The organism is Streptomyces sp. NPDC048664 (genome assembly GCF_040650555.1).
Classification (GTDB): domain Bacteria; phylum Actinomycetota; class Actinomycetes; order Streptomycetales; family Streptomycetaceae; genus Streptomyces.
Genome location: NZ_JBEZHK010000009.1, coordinates 202,089 through 219,639, shown reverse-complemented (window position 1 = coordinate 219,639; position 17,551 = coordinate 202,089). Strand labels below are relative to the sequence as shown.

Genomic DNA, 17,551 nt, shown 5'->3' with positions numbered 1-17,551 from the left:
CGTCCACCGGTTTGTGAACGCGCGCACAAGCGCCCGCCCATTGTGGCATCAGGCCCGGGGCGGACGGGGCACGGGGGTGCTCCCCGCGGGGCGTGTCCGCCGCGCGGCCCTGTCCGCCACGCCCACCCTGCCGTACCTTCGCCCCGTGGCGATGTTCCGACTCCAAGGCAGCAAGGTGCTGGCCGTCGACATGACCGGGGACGCCGTGAAGGCGAAGAACGGCTCCATGGTCGCGTACGACGGGCAGATGGCCTTCAAGAAGCTCACCGGGGGCGGTGAGGGGCTCCGGGGAATGGTCACCCGGCGGCTCACCGGTGAGCAGATGACCGTGATGGAGGTGAAGGGGCACGGGACGTGCTGGTTCGCGGACCGGGCCAGTGAGATCAACCTCGTGCGCCTCGAGGGGGACAAGCTGTACGTCGAGTCGAGCAATCTGCTCGCCACCGACGCCGGGCTGCGCACGGGGACGACGTTCACCGGGCTGCGCGGCGCCTCGCAGGGCAACGGCCTGTTCACCACGACCGTGGAGGGCCGGGGGCAGGCGGCGATCATGTCCGACGGCCCGGCGGTGGTGCTGCGGGTGAGCGCCTCGTACCCGCTGACCGTCGACCCGGGGGCGTACATCGCGCACCAGGGGGACCTGCGGCAGTCGTTCCAGTCGGGTGTGACCTTCCGCACCGTCCTCGGCGAGGGCGGCGGCGAGGCCTTCCAGATCCGCTTCGAGGGGGACGGTCTGGTGTACGTGCAGCCGAGCGAGCGCAACACGATCGCGGGGGATGTGTGACATGGCCTTCCGCGAGGTGAACTCGAAGATGATCGAGGCGACGGTCGTGCCGGGGCAGCGGCTGTTCAGCCAGCGGGGCGCGATGCTCGCCTACAAGGGCGACGTCTCCTTCACCCCCAACGTCCAGGGCGGCCAGGGCGGGGTCATGTCGATGATCGGGCGCCGCGTGGCGAACGAGGCGACGCCGCTGATGACCGTCGAGGGCAGCGGCACGGTGCTGTTCGGGCACGGCGGCCACCACATCCAGGTGATCGCGCTGACCGGCGACACCCTGTACGTCGAGGCGGACCGCCTGCTCGCCTTCGAGGGCACCCTCCAGCAGGGGACGATGTTCATGGGTTCGCAGGGCGGCGTCATGGGCCTGGTCCGCGGCCAGGTGACGGGCCAGGGCCTGTTCACGACCACCCTCACGGGGCACGGCGCGGTCGCCGTGATGGCGCACGGCGGGGTCTTCGAGGTGCCGATCACCCCGCAGCACCCGGTGCACGTCGACCCCCAGGCGTATGTCGCCCATCACGGCGACGTGCGCAACAAGCTCTCCACGGCGCTCGGCTGGCGCGACATGGTGGGCCGCGGTTCCGGCGAGGCGTTCCAGCTGGAGCTGACCGGCAGCGGAGCGGTGTACGTCCAGGCCTCGGAGGAGAAACTGTGACCGCCTACCCGGGCAGCGGCCCGGTCGTCCACGACCCGATGACCCTGCCGTGCGACGACAACGTGAACAAGTACACCTTCTGCGTGGAGCTCAAGGGGAGCCGGTGGTTCCTGCAGAAGGGAAAGATGATCGCCTACTACGGCTCGATGGAGTTCAACGGCGTCGGACACGGCCGCCTCGACCGGATCGTGCGGACGTCGTTCCATTCGCCACTGCACGCCGCCGACTGGGTGGTGGCGGAGGGCTCGGGCAAGATGCTGCTCGCGGACCGGGCCTTCGACGTCAATTCCTATGACCTGGACGAGGGCAATCTGACCATTCGCTCCGGCAATCTGCTCGCTTTTCAGCCAAGTCTGTCGCTGAAGCAGTCGATCATCCCCGGCTTTCTGACCCTGATCGGAACCGGGAAGTTCGTGGCCGCGTCCAACGGCCCGGTGGTGTTCATGGAGCCCCCCATCCGGGTCGACCCGCAGGCCCTGGTCGGCTGGGCCGACTGCCCCTCCCCGTGCCACCACTACGACCACGGGTACCTGACCGGCGTATGGGGCGGTCTACGTGCGATGACGGGGCTCGGCGGGGCCTCCGGGGAGGAGCACCAGTTCGAGTTCGTCGGGGCGGGCACGGTGCTGCTCCAGTCCTCGGAGACCCTGATGGCCGAGCAGCTCACGGGAGCCGTTCCGCAGGAGCCGGGGGTGCCGGCCGGCGGGGCGTCCGGTCCCCACGGGGCGCAGCCGGGGGCACCGCGCCTTCCCGGACAGCTGGGGGACCTCCAGCGTCGCTTCGGGTTGTGAGCGGTAGTCTGCGGAGTGTGACATCGAACGTGTGCGCACAGTCACGCAACCCCTCACTAGTACGCCTTTCAACCTTTTAGGTAGACTTCATTCATGGAGACCGAGACGGCCACGCGCTGGCTGACCGATGCGGAGCAGTGCGCCTGGCGCACCCACCTGGAGGTCAACAGGCTGTTGACGTACCAGCTCGAGAAGGATCTGCAGCCGTTCGGCCTGACGATGAACGACTACGAGATCCTCGTGAACCTCTCGGAGTCGGAGGGCATGCGCATGCGCATGAGCGACCTCGCGGCCGCGACCCTTCAGTCCAAGAGCCGGCTCTCGCACCAGATCACGCGGATGGAGAACGCGGACCTGGTACGGCGGGAGAACTGCGAGTCCGACCGGCGGGGGCTGTACGCGGTCCTCACGGAGCACGGGCTGGAGACGATGCAGAAGGTCGCGCCGCACCATGTCGCCTCGGTGCGGCGCCACTTCATCGACCTGCTGTCGCCCGACGATCTGGAGCGCCTGGAGAAGTCGCTGCTGCCGATCGCGGAGCATCTGAGGGGGCAGCGGGGCAAGCCGTAGCGCTCCGCTCGGGGGCCGATCGTTCCGCGCAGTTCCCCGCGCCCCTGATCGGGGGACTTGAGGTCCGCGGTCCGGTGCGGGTGCGTCGTGGGTTTCGCGCCGTTCCCCGCGCCCCTGATCAGGGCACCTGAGGTCCGCGGTCCGGTGCGGGTGCGTCGTGGTTGCTCGCGCCGTTTCTCGCGCCCCTGATCGGGGGAGTTGAGGTGCATGGTCCCCTGCCGGTGGGTCGTGGCTGGTCGCGCCGTTCCTCGCGGTGCCTGAGGTCCGCGGTCCAGTGCGGATCAGCGTGCGCTTTTTTGGGGGCGCGGGGAACTGCGCGGGCAACCACGACTCACCCGCGCACGACAACGCGCCGCAAGCCCCCTGATCAGGGGCGCGGGGAACTGCGCAAAAGACGGCGCCCCCCTCACGCGTGGGTCAGTTCCGCGACCAGTTCGTCCGCCGCGCGGTACGGGTCCAGCCGGCCCGACACGATCCGCTCCGCGAGCGCGCCGAGGCGGCTGTCGCCATGCAGGTCGCCGATGCGCTCCCGCAGAGCCGTCACCGCGATGGTCTCCACCTCGTGCGCGGCCCGCGCCCGCCGGCGCTGCGTGAGAACCCCGTGCTCCTCCATCCACGCCCGGTGCTTCTCCAGCGCCTCCACCACCTCGTCCACGCCCTCCCCGCGCGCCGCGACCGTCTTCACGATGGGCGGGCGCCAGTCCCCGGGGGCGCGGGACTCGCCGAGCCCGAGCATGTGGTTCAGCTCGCGCGCGGTCGCGTCCGCCCCGTCGCGGTCGGCCTTGTTGACGACGTAGACGTCACCGATCTCCAGGATGCCCGCCTTCGCGGCCTGGATGCCGTCGCCCATCCCGGGGGCCAGCAGGACCACCGAGGTGTCGGCCTGGGAGGCGATCTCGACCTCCGACTGACCGACACCCACGGTCTCCACCAGGATCACGTCGCAGCCCGCCGCGTCCAGCACGCGGATCGCCTGCGGGGCGGCCCAGGCGAGGCCGCCCAGATGGCCGCGCGTGGCCATCGAGCGGATGTACACACCCGGGTCGGACGCGTGGTCCGACATCCGGACCCGGTCACCGAGCAGGGCCCCGCCCGAGAACGGCGAGGACGGGTCGACGGCGAGGACGCCGACCCGCTTGCCCTGCTTGCGGTAGGCGCTCACGAGCGCCGAGGTCGACGTGGACTTGCCCACGCCGGGCGAGCCCGTCAGGCCCACCACGTACGCCCCGCCGGTCAGCGGAGCGAGCGTCGCCATGACCTCCCTGAGCTGCGGGGACGCCCCCTCGACCAGCGAGATCAGCCGGGCCACGGCCCGGGGCCGGCCTTCCCTGGCCTGGGCGACCAGCGAGGAGACGTCCTGCATCACAGCTCCGTTCGGGTGGGGACGAGGTACAGGGGCACCGTTCAGGCCTTGGGCACGCGGACGATCAGCGCGTCGCCCTGGCCGCCGCCACCGCACAGGGCGGCCGCGCCGACACCGCCGCCGCGCCGCTTCAGCTCCAGCGCCAGGTGGAGCACCAGCCGCGCGCCGGACATGCCGATCGGGTGACCGAGGGCGATGGCACCGCCGTTGACGTTCACCTTTTCGGTGGAAACTCCAAGGTCCTTCATTGACTGCACCGCGACCGCCGCGAACGCCTCGTTGATCTCGATCAGATCGAGATCCGCGACCTGCAGGCCCTCCTTCTTCAGGGCGTGCGCGATCGCGTTCGAGGGCTGCGACTGGAGCGAGTTGTCCGGGCCGGCCACGTTGCCGTGGGCACCGATCTCCGCGATCCACTCCAGGCCCAGTTCCTGCGCCTTGGCCTTGCTCATCACGACCACCGCGGCGGCGCCGTCGGAGATCTGCGAGGAGGAGCCGGCCGTGATCGTGCCGTCCTTGCTGAAGGCCGGGCGCAGCCTGCCGAGCGACTCGGCGGTGGTGTCACCGCGGATGCCCTCGTCCTTGCTGAACAGGACCGGCTCGCCCTTGCGCTGCGGCACCTCCACCGGGGTGATCTCCGCCTCGAACAGGCCGTTCTTCTGGGCGGCGGCGGCACGCTGGTGGGACAGCGCGGCGATCTCGTCCTGCTCCTCGCGCTTGATGCCGAGGCGGGTGTTGTGCTTCTCGGTGGACTCGCCCATGGCGACGCCCTCGAAGGCGTCGGTCAGGCCGTCGTGGGCCATCGCGTCGAGCATCTGGACCGAGCCGTACTTGAAGCCGTCCCGGGACTTCGGCAGCAGGTGGGGAGCGTTGGTCATGGATTCCTGGCCGCCCGCGACGACCACGTCGAACTCACCCGCGCGGATGAGCTGGTCGGCGAGCGCGATGGCGTCGAGACCCGAGAGGCACACCTTGTTGATGGTCAGCGCCGGTACGTTCATCGGAATGCCGGCCTTGACCGCCGCCTGACGCGCCGGGATCTGCCCGGCCCCGGCCTGCAGCACCTGCCCCATGATCACGTACTGCACCTGGTCACCGCCGATCCCCGCACGGTCGAGGGCGGCCTTGATGGCGAAGCCACCGAGGTCGGCTCCGGAGAAGGACTTCAGCGAACCGAGCAGCCGTCCCATCGGGGTGCGCGCACCCGCGACGATGACGGAGGTCGTGCTGTTCGTTCCAGACATGAGCTGCGATCCCCTTACCGGCCTGCACAGCCGAGGAGTGAACGAGGGTTTACCTCGAATGTACTGAGCGGTGGAGCGCCCCGTCATCAAGCCGTCGGTGTGATCGCGCGCACGTTGCGTAACCACCTCCGGAGCTGTGCACTAACACCATGCTGACGCGAATCGACCACATCGGGATCGCCTGCTTCGACCTCGAGAAGACCGTCGAGTTCTACACCTCGACCTACGGCTTCTCCGTGTTCCACACCGAGGTCAACGAGGAGCAAGGCGTCCGCGAGGCCATGCTGAAGATCAACGACACGGGCGACGGCGGCGCCTCCTACCTGCAACTGCTCGAACCCATCCGCGAGGACTCCACGGTGGCGAAGTGGCTCGCCAAGAACGGCGAGGGCGTGCACCACATCGCCTTCGGCACCGCGGACGTCGACCAGGACGCCGCCGCGATCAAGGACAAGGGCGTCCGCGTGCTGTACGAGGAGCCGCGGACCGGCTCCATGGGGTCGCGCATCACCTTCCTGCACCCCAAGGACTGCCACGGTGTTCTCACAGAACTGGTCACATCGGCGGCGGTTGAGTCGCCTGAGCACTGACTCCCGTACATAAGGGCCGGTAGGGTTGGGAGCGGTCGCCGCTCCAGCAGGGCGACCGGGTCCCGTCCGAGCACGGGATCCGAGGCCGGGGTCCGGGTTTCGGGGGGACGAGCGGGTGGGCGCGAGCCCATGGTCCGCCTTCGATCTGACACCATTCCCCGGGGGCCCCGTCCGGGCGGATGGACGGAGCTCGTTGGGAGAAGCTTGCGACCAGGGGACGGATGGGACCGCGGAGTGCGGGGCTACGAACGCCAGGAGCGAGAGCCGGCGGCTGACGTCGACCACCTCTCTCGGTTCGAGGCCGAGATGGAGCGGCTGAAGACCGAGCGGGAAAAGGCGATCCAGCACGCCGAGGATCTCGGCTACCAGGTCGAGGTGCTGCGGGCCAAGCTGCATGAGGCGCGCCGCACCCTGATGACCCGTCCCGCCTACGACGGGGCCGACATCGGCTATCAGGCGGAGCAGATGCTCCGTACCGCGCAGGTGCAGGCGGACCAGCTGCGCGCGGATGCCGAGCGCGAGCTGAGCCAGGCGCGCGCCCAGACCCAGCGGATCCTCCAGGAGCACGCCGAGCAGGCCGCTCGGCTCCAGGCGGAGCTGCACTCCGAGGCGGTCACCCGGCGCCAGCAGCTCGACCAGGAGCTGGCCGAGCGCCGCCAGACCGTCGAGTCGCACGTCAACGAGAACGTGGCGTGGGCCGAGCAGCTGCGTGCCCGCTCGGAGACGCAGGCCCGTCGCCTCGTCGACGAGTCGCGTGCCGAGGCCGAGCAGGCGCTCGCCGCCGCCCGCACCGAGGCGGAGCGGATCACGACCGAGGCCCGGCAGCGGCTCCAGGACGACTCCGAGGCCGCCCGTGCCGAGGCCGACCAGATCCTGCGCCGGGCCCGCACGGACGCCGAGCGGCTGCTGAACGCCGCGTCCACCCAGGCCCAGGAGGCCACCGAGCACGCCGAGCAGCTGCGCTCCACCTCCGCGAGCGAGGCGGACACCGCCCGCCGGCAGTCCACCGAGCTGAGCCGGGCCGCCGAGCAGCGGATGGCCGAGGCCGAGACGGCGCTGCGCGAGGCGCGTACCGAGGCCGACAAGGTCGTGGCCGAGGCGAAGGAGGCCGCCGCCAAGGCGCTCAGCTCCGCCGAGTCGACCAACGAGCAGCGCACCCGCACCGCCAAGGAGCAGGTCGCCCGGCTGGTCGGCGAGGCCACCAAGGAGGCCGAGAGCACCAGGGCCGAGGCCGAGCAGGCCGTCGCGGACGCCAAGGCCGAGGCGGAGAAGATCCTCGCCGAGGCCGCCGAGAAGGCGCGGAACGTCACGGCCGAGGAGACCGCCTCCCAGCTCGCCAAGACGGCGCGCACCGCCGAGGAGGTGCTCACCAAGGCGTCGGAGGACGCCAAGGCGACCACCAAGGCCGCCGCCGAGGAGGCGGAGCGGATCCGCACGGAGGCTGAGACCGAGGCGGACCGGCTGCGCGCCGAGGCGCACGACATCGCCGAGGAGCTCAAGGGCACGGCCAAGGACGACACCAAGGAGTACCGGGCCAAGACGGTCGAGCTCCAGGAGGAGGCCCGCCGGCTGCGCGGGGAGGCCGAGAGCCTGCGCGCCGAGGCGGTCGCCGAGGGCGAGAAGATCCGGGCCGAGGCGCGCAAGGAGGCCGTCCAGCAGATCGAGGAGGGCGCGCGCACCGCCGAGGAGCTGCTCGCCCGGGCCAAGGCCGACGCGGACGAGATGCGTTCGTCGGCCACCGCGGACAGCGAGAAGGTGCGCACCGAGGCCATCGAGCGCGCCTCGACGCTGCGCCGCCAGGCCGAGGAGACCCTGGAGCGCACCCGTCAGGAGGCCGAGCGGCACCGCGACGAGTCCGTCGAGCGCTCCGAGGCGCTCAAGGAGGAGGCGGAGCAGGCGGCCCGCACCCTGCGCGAGGACACCGAGCGTGCCGTCGAGGCCCGCCGCGCGGAGGCCGCCGAGGAGCTGACCCGGCTCCAGAGCGAGGCCGAGCAGCGGCTCGCCTCCGCCGAGCAGGCCCTGGACGAGGCCCGCGCCGAGGCCGAGCGGATCCGCCGCGAGGCCGTGGAGGAGAGCGACCGGCTGCGCTCGGAGGCCGCCGAGCGGATCCGTACCCTGCAGTCGCAGGCCGAGACCGAGGCGGACCGGCTGCGCACCGAGGCCGCCGCCGACGCGTCCGCCTCCCGTGCCGAGGGCGAGGCCGTCGCCGTACGGCTGCGCTCGGACGCCGCGGCCGAGGCCGAGCGGCTCAAGACGGAGGCCCAGGACACCGCGGACCGCGTGCGGGCCGAGGCGCAGTCGGCCGCGGAGCGGCTGGGCGCGGAGGCCACCGAGACGCTCGCCGCCGCCCAGGAGGAGGCCGCACGCCGCCGCCGCGAGGCGGAGGAACTGCTCGGTTCCGCGCGCCAGGACGCCGACCAGGAGCGCGAGCGGGCCCGGGAGCAGAGCGAGGAACTGCTCGCGGTGGCGCGCGCCCGGGTCGAGGAAGCCCAGGCCGAGGCCGTACGCCTGGTGGAGGAGGCCGATCGCCGGGCCACCGAGATGGTGTCGGCGGCCGAGCAGCACGCACAGCAGGTGCGGGACTCCGTGTCCGGGCTGCACGAGCAGGCGCAGGAGGAGATCACCGGGCTGCGTTCGGCCGCCGAGCACGCGGCGGAGCGCACGCGCACGGAGGCGCAGGACGAGGCGGACCGCGTCCGCTCCGACGCCTATGCCGAGCGCGAGCGCGCCTCCGAGGACGCGAGCCGGCTGCGGCGGGAGGCCGCCGAGGAGGCGGAGACCTCGAAGTCGCTCGCGGAGCGTGCGATGGCGGAGGCCGCCGCCGAGTCCGAGCGGGTCCGCTCGGAGGCGTCCGAGCACGCCCAGCGGGTGCGGACGGAGGCCTCCGACACCATCGCCACGGCGGAGCAGGACGCCTCGCGCACCCGTGCCGACGCGCGGGAGGACGCCAACCGCATCCGGTCGGACGCGGCCGCGCAGGCGGACGCCCTCATCGGCGAGGCCCGCAGCGAGGCGGAGCGGCTCACCACCGAGACCGCGGCCGAGTCCGAGCGGATCGTGACCGAGGCGGTCGGCGAGGCCGAGCGGCTTCGGGCCGAGGCGGCCGAGACCGTCGGCTCCGCGCGCCGGCAGGCCGAGCGGATCCACACCGAGTCCGAGCGGGTCAAGGCCGACGCCGAGGCGGAGGCGGAGCGGCTCCTGACCGCCGCCCGCGAGGAGGCCGAGCGCACCCTGGACGAGGCGCGCGGGGACGCCAACAAGCGGCGCTCCGAGGCGGCCGAGCAGGTCGACACCCTCATCACGGAGACCGCGGCCGAGGCCGACAAGCTGATCGCGGAGGCGCAGGCGACGGCACGCACGACGACGGCCGACGCCGAAAGGCAGGCCGACACGATGGTGGGCGCCGCGCGCGCCGAGGCCGACCGGCTGGTCTCCGAGGCGACCGTCGAGCGCAACTCGCTGGTGGAGCGGTCCCGCAAGGAGGCCGACGAGCTGCTCGTGGGCGCGCGCCGCGACGCCACCCAGATCCGGGAGCGGGCCGAGGAGCTGCGCGACCGTATGACACGGGAGATCGAGGAACTGCACGAGCGGGCGCGCCGCGAGTCCGCCGAGGCGATGAAGACGGCGGGCGAGCGGTGCGACGCGCTCGTCAAGGCCGCCGAGGAGCAGCTCGCCACGTCCAGGGCCCAGGCGAAGGATCTGGTCTCCGAGGCCAACTCGGAGGCGGGCAAGGTCCGCATCGCCGCGGTGAAGAAGGCCGAGGGGCTGCTGAAGGAGGCCGAGCAGAAGAAGGCCACCCTGGTCGCCGAGGCCGAGAAGATCAAGGCCGAGGCCATCGGCGAGGCTCGCGAGGCCGTCGAGGAGGGCAAGCGGGAGCTGGAGATCCTGGTGCGCCGCCGCGAGGACATCAACGTGGAGATCTCGCGGGTCCAGGACGTCCTGGAGGCTCTGGAATCCTTCGAGACCCCCGGCGCCGGCAAGGACGGCGGCGTCAAGGCCGGTGCCACCGTGGGTCCGCCCCGTTCGGGTGGCAAGACGTCAGAGGGGTAGCCGTAGGGGCCGATTCTGTGCTTGCCAGGAGGTGATCCGCGTCCTGGCAAGCCCTCCCGAGGTCAGCCACCCGAAAGGAGTGTCATTCTCCAGATCAAACACGTATCCGCTCGATGACACGCCGCATCGGCCCCTAGGATTCCCCTATCACCTCACCGGTCTCTTTCGACAGGAACCCCATGAGCGACACTTCCCCCTACGGCTTCGAGCTTGTGCGGCGTGGGTACGACCGCGCTCAGGTGGACGAACGGATCTCCAAGCTCGTCTCCGACCGTGACAGTGCACTTTCCCGTATCACCGCCTTGGAGAAGCGCATCGAGGAGCTCCACCTCGAGACGCAGAACGCCCAGGCCGCGGTGACCGACGCGGAGCCGTCGTACGCGGGTCTCGGCGCTCGGGTCGAGAAGATCCTGCGCCTCGCCGAGGAAGAGGCCAAGGACCTGCGCGAGGAGGCCCGCCGCGCCGCCGAGCAGCACCGTGAGCTCGCCGAGTCCGCCGCCCAGCAGGTGCGCAACGACGCGGAGTCGTTCGCCGCCGAGCGCAAGGCCAAGGCGGAGGACGAAGGCTCCCGGATCGTCGACAAGGCCCAGGGCGATGCCGCCCAGCTGCGCTCGGACGCCCAGAAGGACGCGCAGTCCAAGCGCGAGGAGGCGGACGCCCTCTTCGAGGAGACCCGCGCCAAGGCCGCTCAGGCCGCCGCCGACTTCGAGACGAACCTGGCCAAGCGCCGGGACCAGTCCGAGCGCGACCTGGCCTCCCGTCAGGCCAAGGCGGAGAAGCGCCTCGCCGAGATCGAGCACCGTGCCGAGCAGCTGCGCCTGGAGGCCGAGAAGCTGCGCACGGACGCCGAGCGCCGCGCCCGCCAGACGGTGGAGACGGCCCAGCGCCAGGCCGAGGACATCGTGGCCGACGCCAACGCCAAGGCCGACCGCATCCGCTCGGAGTCCGAGCGCGAGCTGGCGGCGCTGACGAACCGTCGCGACTCCATCAACGCGCAGCTCACGAACGTCCGCGAGATGCTCGCGACGCTCACGGGTGCCGCGGTCGCCGCCGCGGGCTCCCCCGCCGAGGACGAGCCGGTCACCCGCGGTGTCCCCGCGCAGCAGACGCGCTGAGGCCCGAAGGCGCCCGCGGCACCCGGCGGTAACGCCGGGAGTACGGCGCGAGAACATCCGCGAAGCCCTCTGCCACTGCGGTGGCGGGGGGCTTCGGGCGCATCTACCGTGGCCGCATGATCGAGCTGGAGGGGCTGACCAAGCGGTACGGCGAGAAGGTGGCGGTCGACGACCTGAGCTTCACCGTGAGACCGGGTGTCGTCACGGGCTTCCTCGGCCCGAACGGCGCGGGCAAGTCGACCACGATGCGCATGGTGCTCGGGCTCGATCACCCCACCTCCGGTGACGTCCGCATCGACGGCAGGCACTACGACCAGCTGGGCGATCCGCTGACGTACATCGGGGCCCTCCTGGACGCCAAGTCGACGCACGGCGGGCGCAGCGCCTACCACCATCTGCTGTGCCTGGCGCAGAGCAACGGCATCCCCTCCTCCCGGGTGCACCAGGTCCTCGACACCGTGGGGCTGACCTCGGTCGCCCGCAAGAAGACCAAGGGCTTCTCCCTCGGCATGGGCCAGCGGCTCGGCATCGCCGGGGCGCTGCTCGGCGACCCGCGGATCCTGATGTTCGACGAGCCGGTCAACGGCCTCGACCCGGAGGGCATCCACTGGATCCGTACGCTGATGAAGTCCCTGGCGGCGCAGGGGCGGACCGTGTTCGTCTCCAGCCACCTCATGAGCGAGATGGCGCTCACCGCCGAGCACCTCGTGGTGATCGGCCAGGGCCGGCTGCTCGCGGACACCTCCATGGCCGACTTCATCGCGCGCAACTCGCGGTCGTACGTCCGGGTCCGCTCCCCTCAGCGGGAACGGCTGCTCGACGTCCTGCACCAGGCGGGCATCACGGTGGTGGAGGCGGGCAACGGGGCGCTGGAGGTGGACGGCGGCAAGGCCGAACCGATCGGTGAGCTGGCCGCCCGGCACCAGCTCGTGCTGCATGAGCTCAGCACGCAACAGGCCTCGCTCGAGGAGGCGTTCATGCGGCTGACGGCGCAGTCGGTGGAGTACCACGCGCACACCGACGCGCCGGACGACCCCTGGGCGCGGCCCGCTCCGCGCCAGGAATGGGGCGCCGACTGGAAGAAGGGATCCTGAGACCATGGCGGCGGCCGCAGTCCTCAGATCGGAATGGACCAAGATCCGGTCGGTCGCGTCCACGGTGTGGACGCTGTCCATCGCGCTGATCGTCACGGTCGCGCTCGGCATGCTGATCTCGGCACTGACCCGGCGCGAGTTCGACAGCGCGGGGGCGGACGGCCGGTTCGGCATCGATCCGACGTTCACCAGCTTCGCTGGCATGAGCCTCGGCCAGCTCGCGATGATCGTGTTCGGGGTGCTCGTCGTGTCGAACGAGTACAGCACCGGCATGATCCGCACCTCGCTGGCCGCGGTCCCGCGGCGCGGCGCGTTCCTGCTCGGGAAGGTCACGGTGGCCACCGCGCTGTCCCTGGCCGTCGGCCTGGTCACCAGCTTCCTGGCGTTCTTCCTCGGACAGGCCATGCTCGGCGCGCACGGCGCGAGCCTCGGCGACCCCGGAGTGCTGCGCGCGGTCATCGGGGGCGGGCTGTACATGACGCTCATCGCGGTGTTCTCGATGGGGGTCGCGACGATGCTGCGCTCACCGATGCTCTCGCTCGGCATCCTGATGCCGTTCTTCTTCCTGATCTCGAACATCCTGGGCAACGTCTCCGCGACCAAGAAGATCGGCCGGTTCCTGCCCGACCAGGCGGGCAGCAGGATCCTTCGGGTGCTGCCGCCGCAGGCCGGCGAGGACACGCCGTACGGGCCCTGGGGCGGTCTCGGCATCATGCTGCTGTGGGTGCTCGTGGTGCTGGCAGGGGGCTATCTGCTGCTCCGCGAACGGGACGCCTGACCCGATCCCGATCACGACCCGCCGCCCTTTACGAACTCTTGAGCGGAACCGTCAGCGCCCGGATATCCTCCTAACCCTTACGGGGGCAGTGTGCGCCCCGACGTCCTGAACCTTTCGATGGGTGCGGAGAATGATCGAGGCAGTCGGCCTGACGAAGCGCTACGGCGCCAAGACAGCCGTGTACAACCTTTCCTTCCAGGTGCGGCCGGGTACCGTCACCGGCTTCCTCGGGCCCAACGGCTCGGGTAAGTCGACGACCATGCGGATGATCCTCGGCCTGGACAACCCCACCGCGGGGCACGTGACGATCGGCGGCCATCCGTTCCGCAGGCTTCCGAACGCCCCGCGCCAGGTCGGCGCGCTGCTGGACGCCAAGGCCGTGCACGGCGGGCGCACCGCGCGCAATCACCTCCTCTCCCTCGCCCAGCTCTCGGGCATCCCGGCCCGCCGGGTGGACGAGGTCCTCGGCGTGGTCGGCCTCCAGGACGTGGCGCGCAAGCGCTCCAAGGGCTTCTCGCTCGGCATGGGCCAGCGGCTCGGCATCGCCGCCGCGCTGCTCGGCGACCCCCAGGTGCTCCTGTTCGACGAGCCGGTCAACGGACTGGACCCCGAGGGCATCCTCTGGGTGCGCAACCTGATGAAGGCGCTCGCGGCGGAGGGCCGTACGGTCTTCGTCTCCTCGCACCTCATGAGCGAGATGGCGCTCACCGCCGAGCACCTGATCGTGATCGGGCGCGGGCAGCTGATGGCCGACATGAGCGTCAAGGACTTCATCTCCGCGAACTCCGCGGACTTCGCCCGGGTCCGCACCCCCGACACCGAGCCGCAGCAGCGGGAGAAGCTGACCTCCGCGCTCACCGAGGCGGGCGGGCACGTCCTGCCCGAGCAGGACGGGGCGCTGCGGATCACCGGGCTGGCCCTGCCCCGCATCAGCGACATCGCGCACGAGGCCGACGTACGGCTGTGGGAGCTGTCGCCCCACCAGGCATCCCTGGAGGAGGCGTACATGCGGATGACGCAGGGCGCGGTGGACTACCGCTCCACCATCGACCAGAAGGCCGGACTGATGCAGCCGCTGCCGCCCGGCGCCCAGCCTCCGATGCCGGTTCCGGGGCAGGGCCAACCGGGCTGGTACGCCCCGCCGCCGCCCCAGCAGGGCGGTCAACCGTTCGCGATGCCCCCTCAGCCCGGGCAGGCCGCACCGGGTCCGTACGGCACTCCCGGCGCGCCCGGTGCTCCCGCCGCGGGTCAGCCGAACCCGTACGCGCAGCAGGCCGCGCCGCCCGCCCCCGCCGCCGCTCCCGAGCCCTCGACGCCGCTCGACAAGGCGAGCGCCCCCGCCCCGACCACGTCCGAGGACGCCCGATGAGCACGCCCCAGCCCCCGATGCCGCAGGCCGCCGCACCCGCCTGGCAGCAGACGCCCGGTTCCGCGTACCCGACCTACACCTCGCCGATCCCGGTCACCCAGGCCCATCTCGGGCACGCCATCGCCTCCGAGTGGACGAAGATCCGTTCGCTGCGCTCCACGCTGTGGACGCTCGGAGTGTTCGTCCTGCTGGTGTTCGGCCTCGGACTGCTGCTCGGGCTGGTCTTCGCGAGCCACCCGGAGAGCATCCGGGGCAGCAACCCGCTGGGCATCGGCCTGTTCGGGCTCATGCTGGGCAGCATCTGCGTGAACACGCTGGGCGTGCTCACCACCGCGTCGGAGTACGGGACCGGAATGATCCGGACCACGATGACCGCCTGCCCGAGCCGCACCCGTGTGCTCGCGGCGAAGTCGATCGTGTTCTTCCTCCTGACGTTCGCCGTCACCTTCGTGTCCGCCACGCTCGTCGCGTTCATCGACATGGGGCTGCTCAGCGGCCACGGCGCCAAGTCCCCCACCGGGTCGGACTGGTTCAAGGGCACGGTCGGCATCAGCCTCTACATCGCGCTGCTCGGTGTGCTCGCGCTCGTCGTCGGCTCGATCCTGCGGCACTCGGCGGGTGCCATCACCCTGATGATCGGGCTGGTGCTGGCCCCGCTGGTGGTGGCCATCTTCATGGTCGCGGAGTCGCTGGACTCGATCCGCAAGTTCCTGCTGGAGTACTCGATCCCGAACCAGCTCAGCGTCTTCTACTCCGGCTCGCTCACCGACACGGGCCCCTCGGGCTGGGATCCCCTGTGGATCGCCCTCGGCCTGGTGGCGGCGGCCTTCGCGGGCGCCTGGCTGCTGTTGGAGAAGCGGGACGTGTGAGGCCGTCCGGGATCCGCGGTCCGCGCGAGTCCCGCCCCGGCCCTCAGAATCTCGGCGCGTTACGGGACCGCTGCACCCGCGTGGTGCGGCGGTCCTTCGCGTTCCAGCACGCCTTGTGCCAGTGCCGCCGGTCGTCCACACCGCCGTGCTCGGGCCAGGCCACCACGTGCGGGACTCCGGAGGCGATCACCTGGTCGCAGCCGGGGCAGCGATAGGTCTTGCCCTGGGCGGCGGCGCCCGCCACATGGCGCACGCTCCACTGCTCGCCCTGCCATTCCTCGGTGAACTGCCAGCCGCCGTAGCGGGAGCGGTCCTCGTCGTCACCCGCGGCCCGGCCGGACGAGCCGGCGCCCTTCACTCGGTTGCGGCGCGGGGACACGGAACACCTCACGGGGCTACGACGGCTGCACGGACCCTCCCCAGCCTACGCCGCGTGCGCACGGGTACCCGGCTGTCACCCACCGCGTCCGAAACGTCCCCTGTCGGCTGATTCGACAGACAATCCGCAAATCTCGCTGTCAGGCCGTGACTTAGGCACATGTCAGACAGTTATGCCTGTCGGGGGAGCTCCCTGTCGGAGCCAGGAAAGCAGGAAATGCGATGCGTGTAGGTAGTTTTGTACTGGCGGCCCAGTTTCCCGGACAGGGCCAGGGGGAGGCGCTGCACCGCGCGGTGCGGTCGGCGGAGGTCGCCGAGGAGGCCGGCCTGGACACGGTATGGCTGGCCGAGCACCACTTCGTGCCGTACGGCACCTGCCCGTCGGCGATCACGCTGGCCGCCCAACTGCTGGGCCGCACCCGCAGGATCCGGGTGGGCACGGCGGTGAGCGTCCTGCCCAGCACCCACCCGGTGGCGCTGGGCGAGCAGGCCGCGCTGCTGCACATCACCTCGGACGGCAGGTTCTCGCTCGGCGTGGGGCGCGGCGGGCCCTGGGTGGACCTGGAGGTCTTCGGAGCGGGCCTCGGCGCGTACGAGACGGGGTTCCCGGAATCACTCGACCTGCTGCTGCGCTGGCTCCGCGAACCGTCCGTCGCCGCGTCGTCCCCGCGGTTCGCCTTCCGGGAGGTCCCGGTCGTCCCGCGCCCCTGCGAGGCGCTCACCCCGACCGAGGGACCGGAGGTGGTGGTCGCCTGCACCTCACCGGCGAGCGTACGACTGGCGGCCGAGCGGGGCCTGCCGATGCTGCTCGGCATGCACATCGGGGACGAGGAGAAGGCGGACGTCGTCGCGCTGTGGCGGCGGTGCGCGCGCGAGGCCGGGGTGGGGGGCGAGGTGATCGCCTCCGTCGGCCATGTCTCGGCGGGCGTCTGCCAGATCGCCGACCGGCGCCAGGACGCGGTGGAGACGCTGACGAAGGCGATGCCCGGCTGGCTCAGGCAGGGCCTCGACGCCCATGTGACGGTGGACGGAAGGGTCCGCACGATGCGCGACCCCGTGGCCTACACCGAACTGCTCTGCGAGCTGCACCCGGTGGGCACACCGGAGGGGTGCGCCGACCGGCTCGCGGCCACGGCGGAGCGCACCGGGATCGAACGCTTCGCCCTGCTCGTCGAGGGCTCGGGCGACCTCGCGGCCACCGAGGAGAACGTGTGGCGGCTGGGCACCGAGGTGCTCACCCGGCTTCGCTGAGCCGGCCGCCGGGAGCCTGCCGCTCCGGTACGAATCGCACCTCCCACGTACGGAGCGGCAAGCTGTGCGGCGGCGTCGCGCGTATCAGCAGTCACGCAGTTCCGGCGACTGGTTGAGCAACTGGGCCCGCACCGAGGTGAAGCGTGCCAGCCTGTCGTCCACCGAGGAGTCCAGCGGGAACACCGCCACCCGATGGCAGTTCTGGAAGGCCAGGCGCACGCCGAAGTGCCGTTGCAGGGCGCCGCGTATCGCGTCACTCGCGAGCGCACGCAGCAGCTGTCCACGTGCCTGCTCGTTGGGCGGGGGCGTCTGGTTGTCGGCGAAAGCACCGCCGTCCACCTTCAGCTGGGCCACCAAGGAGCTGATCATCTCCCATGCGTATGGCAGGGAGGTCCGGACGCAGTCGACGAATTCCGCTTCGTCGACCTCGCCTCGCTCGGCCTGTTCGAGTAGGGCCGGTGAGACGTCGAGCGACATGGGTACTCCTCTCGCACCCCAGGACATCAGGGGTTCACGGACAGGGACAGGGAGTTCTCGCGCGATCGAACACGCTACGTACACGGCGCACGACCTCCCGTTCACTACCGTAGGGAACGCCCGGTGGCGGCACCAGGAGAATGCGCACATAGCGAACTCCCATTAGGCACACAACA

At 71.3% G+C, this 17,551-nt stretch carries 16 protein-coding genes; 12 read left to right on the top strand and 4 right to left on the bottom strand.

What is annotated here, in order from left to right:
* Positions 1 to 151 precede the first annotated feature (151 nt).
* The 4 genes from AB0C59_RS13105 (at position 152) to AB0C59_RS13090 (ending at position 2,797) form a co-directional block, all read left to right on the top strand.
* The gene (locus AB0C59_RS13105) at positions 152 to 784 is read left to right on the top strand and encodes an AIM24 family protein (RefSeq protein ID WP_363003761.1); all 633 of its coding nucleotides are present in this window, start codon (positions 152 to 154) and stop codon (positions 782 to 784) included.
* Position 785: 1 nt separating this feature from the next.
* Complete coding sequence (locus tag AB0C59_RS13100; protein WP_363003686.1) at positions 786 to 1,436, top strand: AIM24 family protein; 651 nt, start codon at positions 786 to 788, stop codon at positions 1,434 to 1,436.
* The gene (locus tag AB0C59_RS13095) at positions 1,433 to 2,227 is read left to right on the top strand and encodes an AIM24 family protein (RefSeq protein ID WP_363003684.1); all 795 of its coding nucleotides are present in this window, start codon (positions 1,433 to 1,435) and stop codon (positions 2,225 to 2,227) included. Before AB0C59_RS13100 ends, AB0C59_RS13095 begins: the two co-directional genes overlap by 4 nt.
* Before the next feature lie 93 nt (positions 2,228 to 2,320).
* Complete coding sequence (locus AB0C59_RS13090; protein WP_363003682.1) at positions 2,321 to 2,797, top strand: MarR family transcriptional regulator; 477 nt, start codon at positions 2,321 to 2,323, stop codon at positions 2,795 to 2,797.
* A 406-nt stretch (positions 2,798 to 3,203) separates the two neighbouring features.
* Here the strand turns inward: AB0C59_RS13090 and meaB are convergent, their stop codons facing one another.
* Together meaB and AB0C59_RS13080 are read right to left on the bottom strand one after the other, a co-directional pair.
* A complete protein-coding gene (meaB, locus tag AB0C59_RS13085) occupies positions 3,204 to 4,160 on the bottom strand; it encodes a methylmalonyl Co-A mutase-associated GTPase MeaB (RefSeq protein ID WP_363003680.1) in 957 nt (318 codons plus the stop codon).
* Positions 4,161 to 4,201: 41 nt separating this feature from the next.
* Positions 4,202 to 5,404 carry an acetyl-CoA C-acetyltransferase gene (locus AB0C59_RS13080; protein ID WP_363003678.1) on the bottom strand — a complete coding sequence of 401 codons (1,203 nt, stop codon included), beginning with the start codon at positions 5,402 to 5,404 and terminating at the stop codon, positions 4,202 to 4,204.
* A 149-nt stretch (positions 5,405 to 5,553) separates the two neighbouring features.
* Here AB0C59_RS13080 and mce point away from each other — a divergent pair, with 149 nt between their 5' ends.
* The 7 genes from mce (at position 5,554) to AB0C59_RS13045 (ending at position 15,269) form a co-directional block, all read left to right on the top strand.
* A complete protein-coding gene (gene mce, locus AB0C59_RS13075; protein WP_363003676.1) occupies positions 5,554 to 5,994 on the top strand; it encodes a methylmalonyl-CoA epimerase in 441 nt (146 codons plus the stop codon).
* 234 nt (positions 5,995 to 6,228) lie between these two features.
* Complete coding sequence (gene scy / locus AB0C59_RS13070; protein ID WP_363003674.1) at positions 6,229 to 10,044, top strand: polarized growth protein Scy; 3,816 nt, start codon at positions 6,229 to 6,231, stop codon at positions 10,042 to 10,044.
* A gap of 179 nt (positions 10,045 to 10,223) precedes the next feature.
* Entirely contained in the window at positions 10,224 to 11,159 is a 936-nt protein-coding gene (locus AB0C59_RS13065; RefSeq protein WP_363003672.1) for a cellulose-binding protein, read from the top strand.
* A gap of 116 nt (positions 11,160 to 11,275) precedes the next feature.
* A complete protein-coding gene (locus AB0C59_RS13060; protein ID WP_363003670.1) occupies positions 11,276 to 12,253 on the top strand; it encodes an ABC transporter ATP-binding protein in 978 nt (325 codons plus the stop codon).
* A 4-nt stretch (positions 12,254 to 12,257) separates the two neighbouring features.
* On the top strand, positions 12,258 to 13,031 hold the full coding sequence (locus AB0C59_RS13055; RefSeq protein WP_363003668.1) for an ABC transporter permease: 774 nt from the start codon (positions 12,258 to 12,260) through the stop codon (positions 13,029 to 13,031).
* 130 nt (positions 13,032 to 13,161) lie between these two features.
* Complete coding sequence (locus tag AB0C59_RS13050) at positions 13,162 to 14,400, top strand: ABC transporter ATP-binding protein (protein ID WP_363003666.1); 1,239 nt, start codon at positions 13,162 to 13,164, stop codon at positions 14,398 to 14,400.
* Positions 14,397 to 15,269 (top strand): ABC transporter permease, encoded by an 873-nt coding sequence (locus AB0C59_RS13045; protein ID WP_363003665.1) that lies wholly within the window; start codon positions 14,397 to 14,399, stop codon positions 15,267 to 15,269. Before AB0C59_RS13050 ends, AB0C59_RS13045 begins: the two co-directional genes overlap by 4 nt.
* A gap of 43 nt (positions 15,270 to 15,312) precedes the next feature.
* On the opposite strand, the gene AB0C59_RS13040 is transcribed toward AB0C59_RS13045, so the two are convergent.
* Complete coding sequence (locus tag AB0C59_RS13040; protein ID WP_363003663.1) at positions 15,313 to 15,648, bottom strand: ATP/GTP-binding protein; 336 nt, start codon at positions 15,646 to 15,648, stop codon at positions 15,313 to 15,315.
* 221 nt (positions 15,649 to 15,869) lie between these two features.
* Between AB0C59_RS13040 and AB0C59_RS13035 the strand changes: the two genes are divergently transcribed.
* Positions 15,870 to 16,898 carry an LLM class flavin-dependent oxidoreductase gene (locus AB0C59_RS13035; RefSeq protein WP_363003661.1) on the top strand — a complete coding sequence of 343 codons (1,029 nt, stop codon included), beginning with the start codon at positions 15,870 to 15,872 and terminating at the stop codon, positions 16,896 to 16,898.
* A gap of 84 nt (positions 16,899 to 16,982) precedes the next feature.
* Here the strand turns inward: AB0C59_RS13035 and AB0C59_RS13030 are convergent, their stop codons facing one another.
* Positions 16,983 to 17,375: an SCO5389 family protein gene (locus AB0C59_RS13030; RefSeq protein WP_363003659.1), complete on the bottom strand. Its 393-nt coding sequence runs from the start codon at positions 17,373 to 17,375 to the stop codon at positions 16,983 to 16,985.
* Positions 17,376 to 17,551 lie beyond the last annotated feature (176 nt).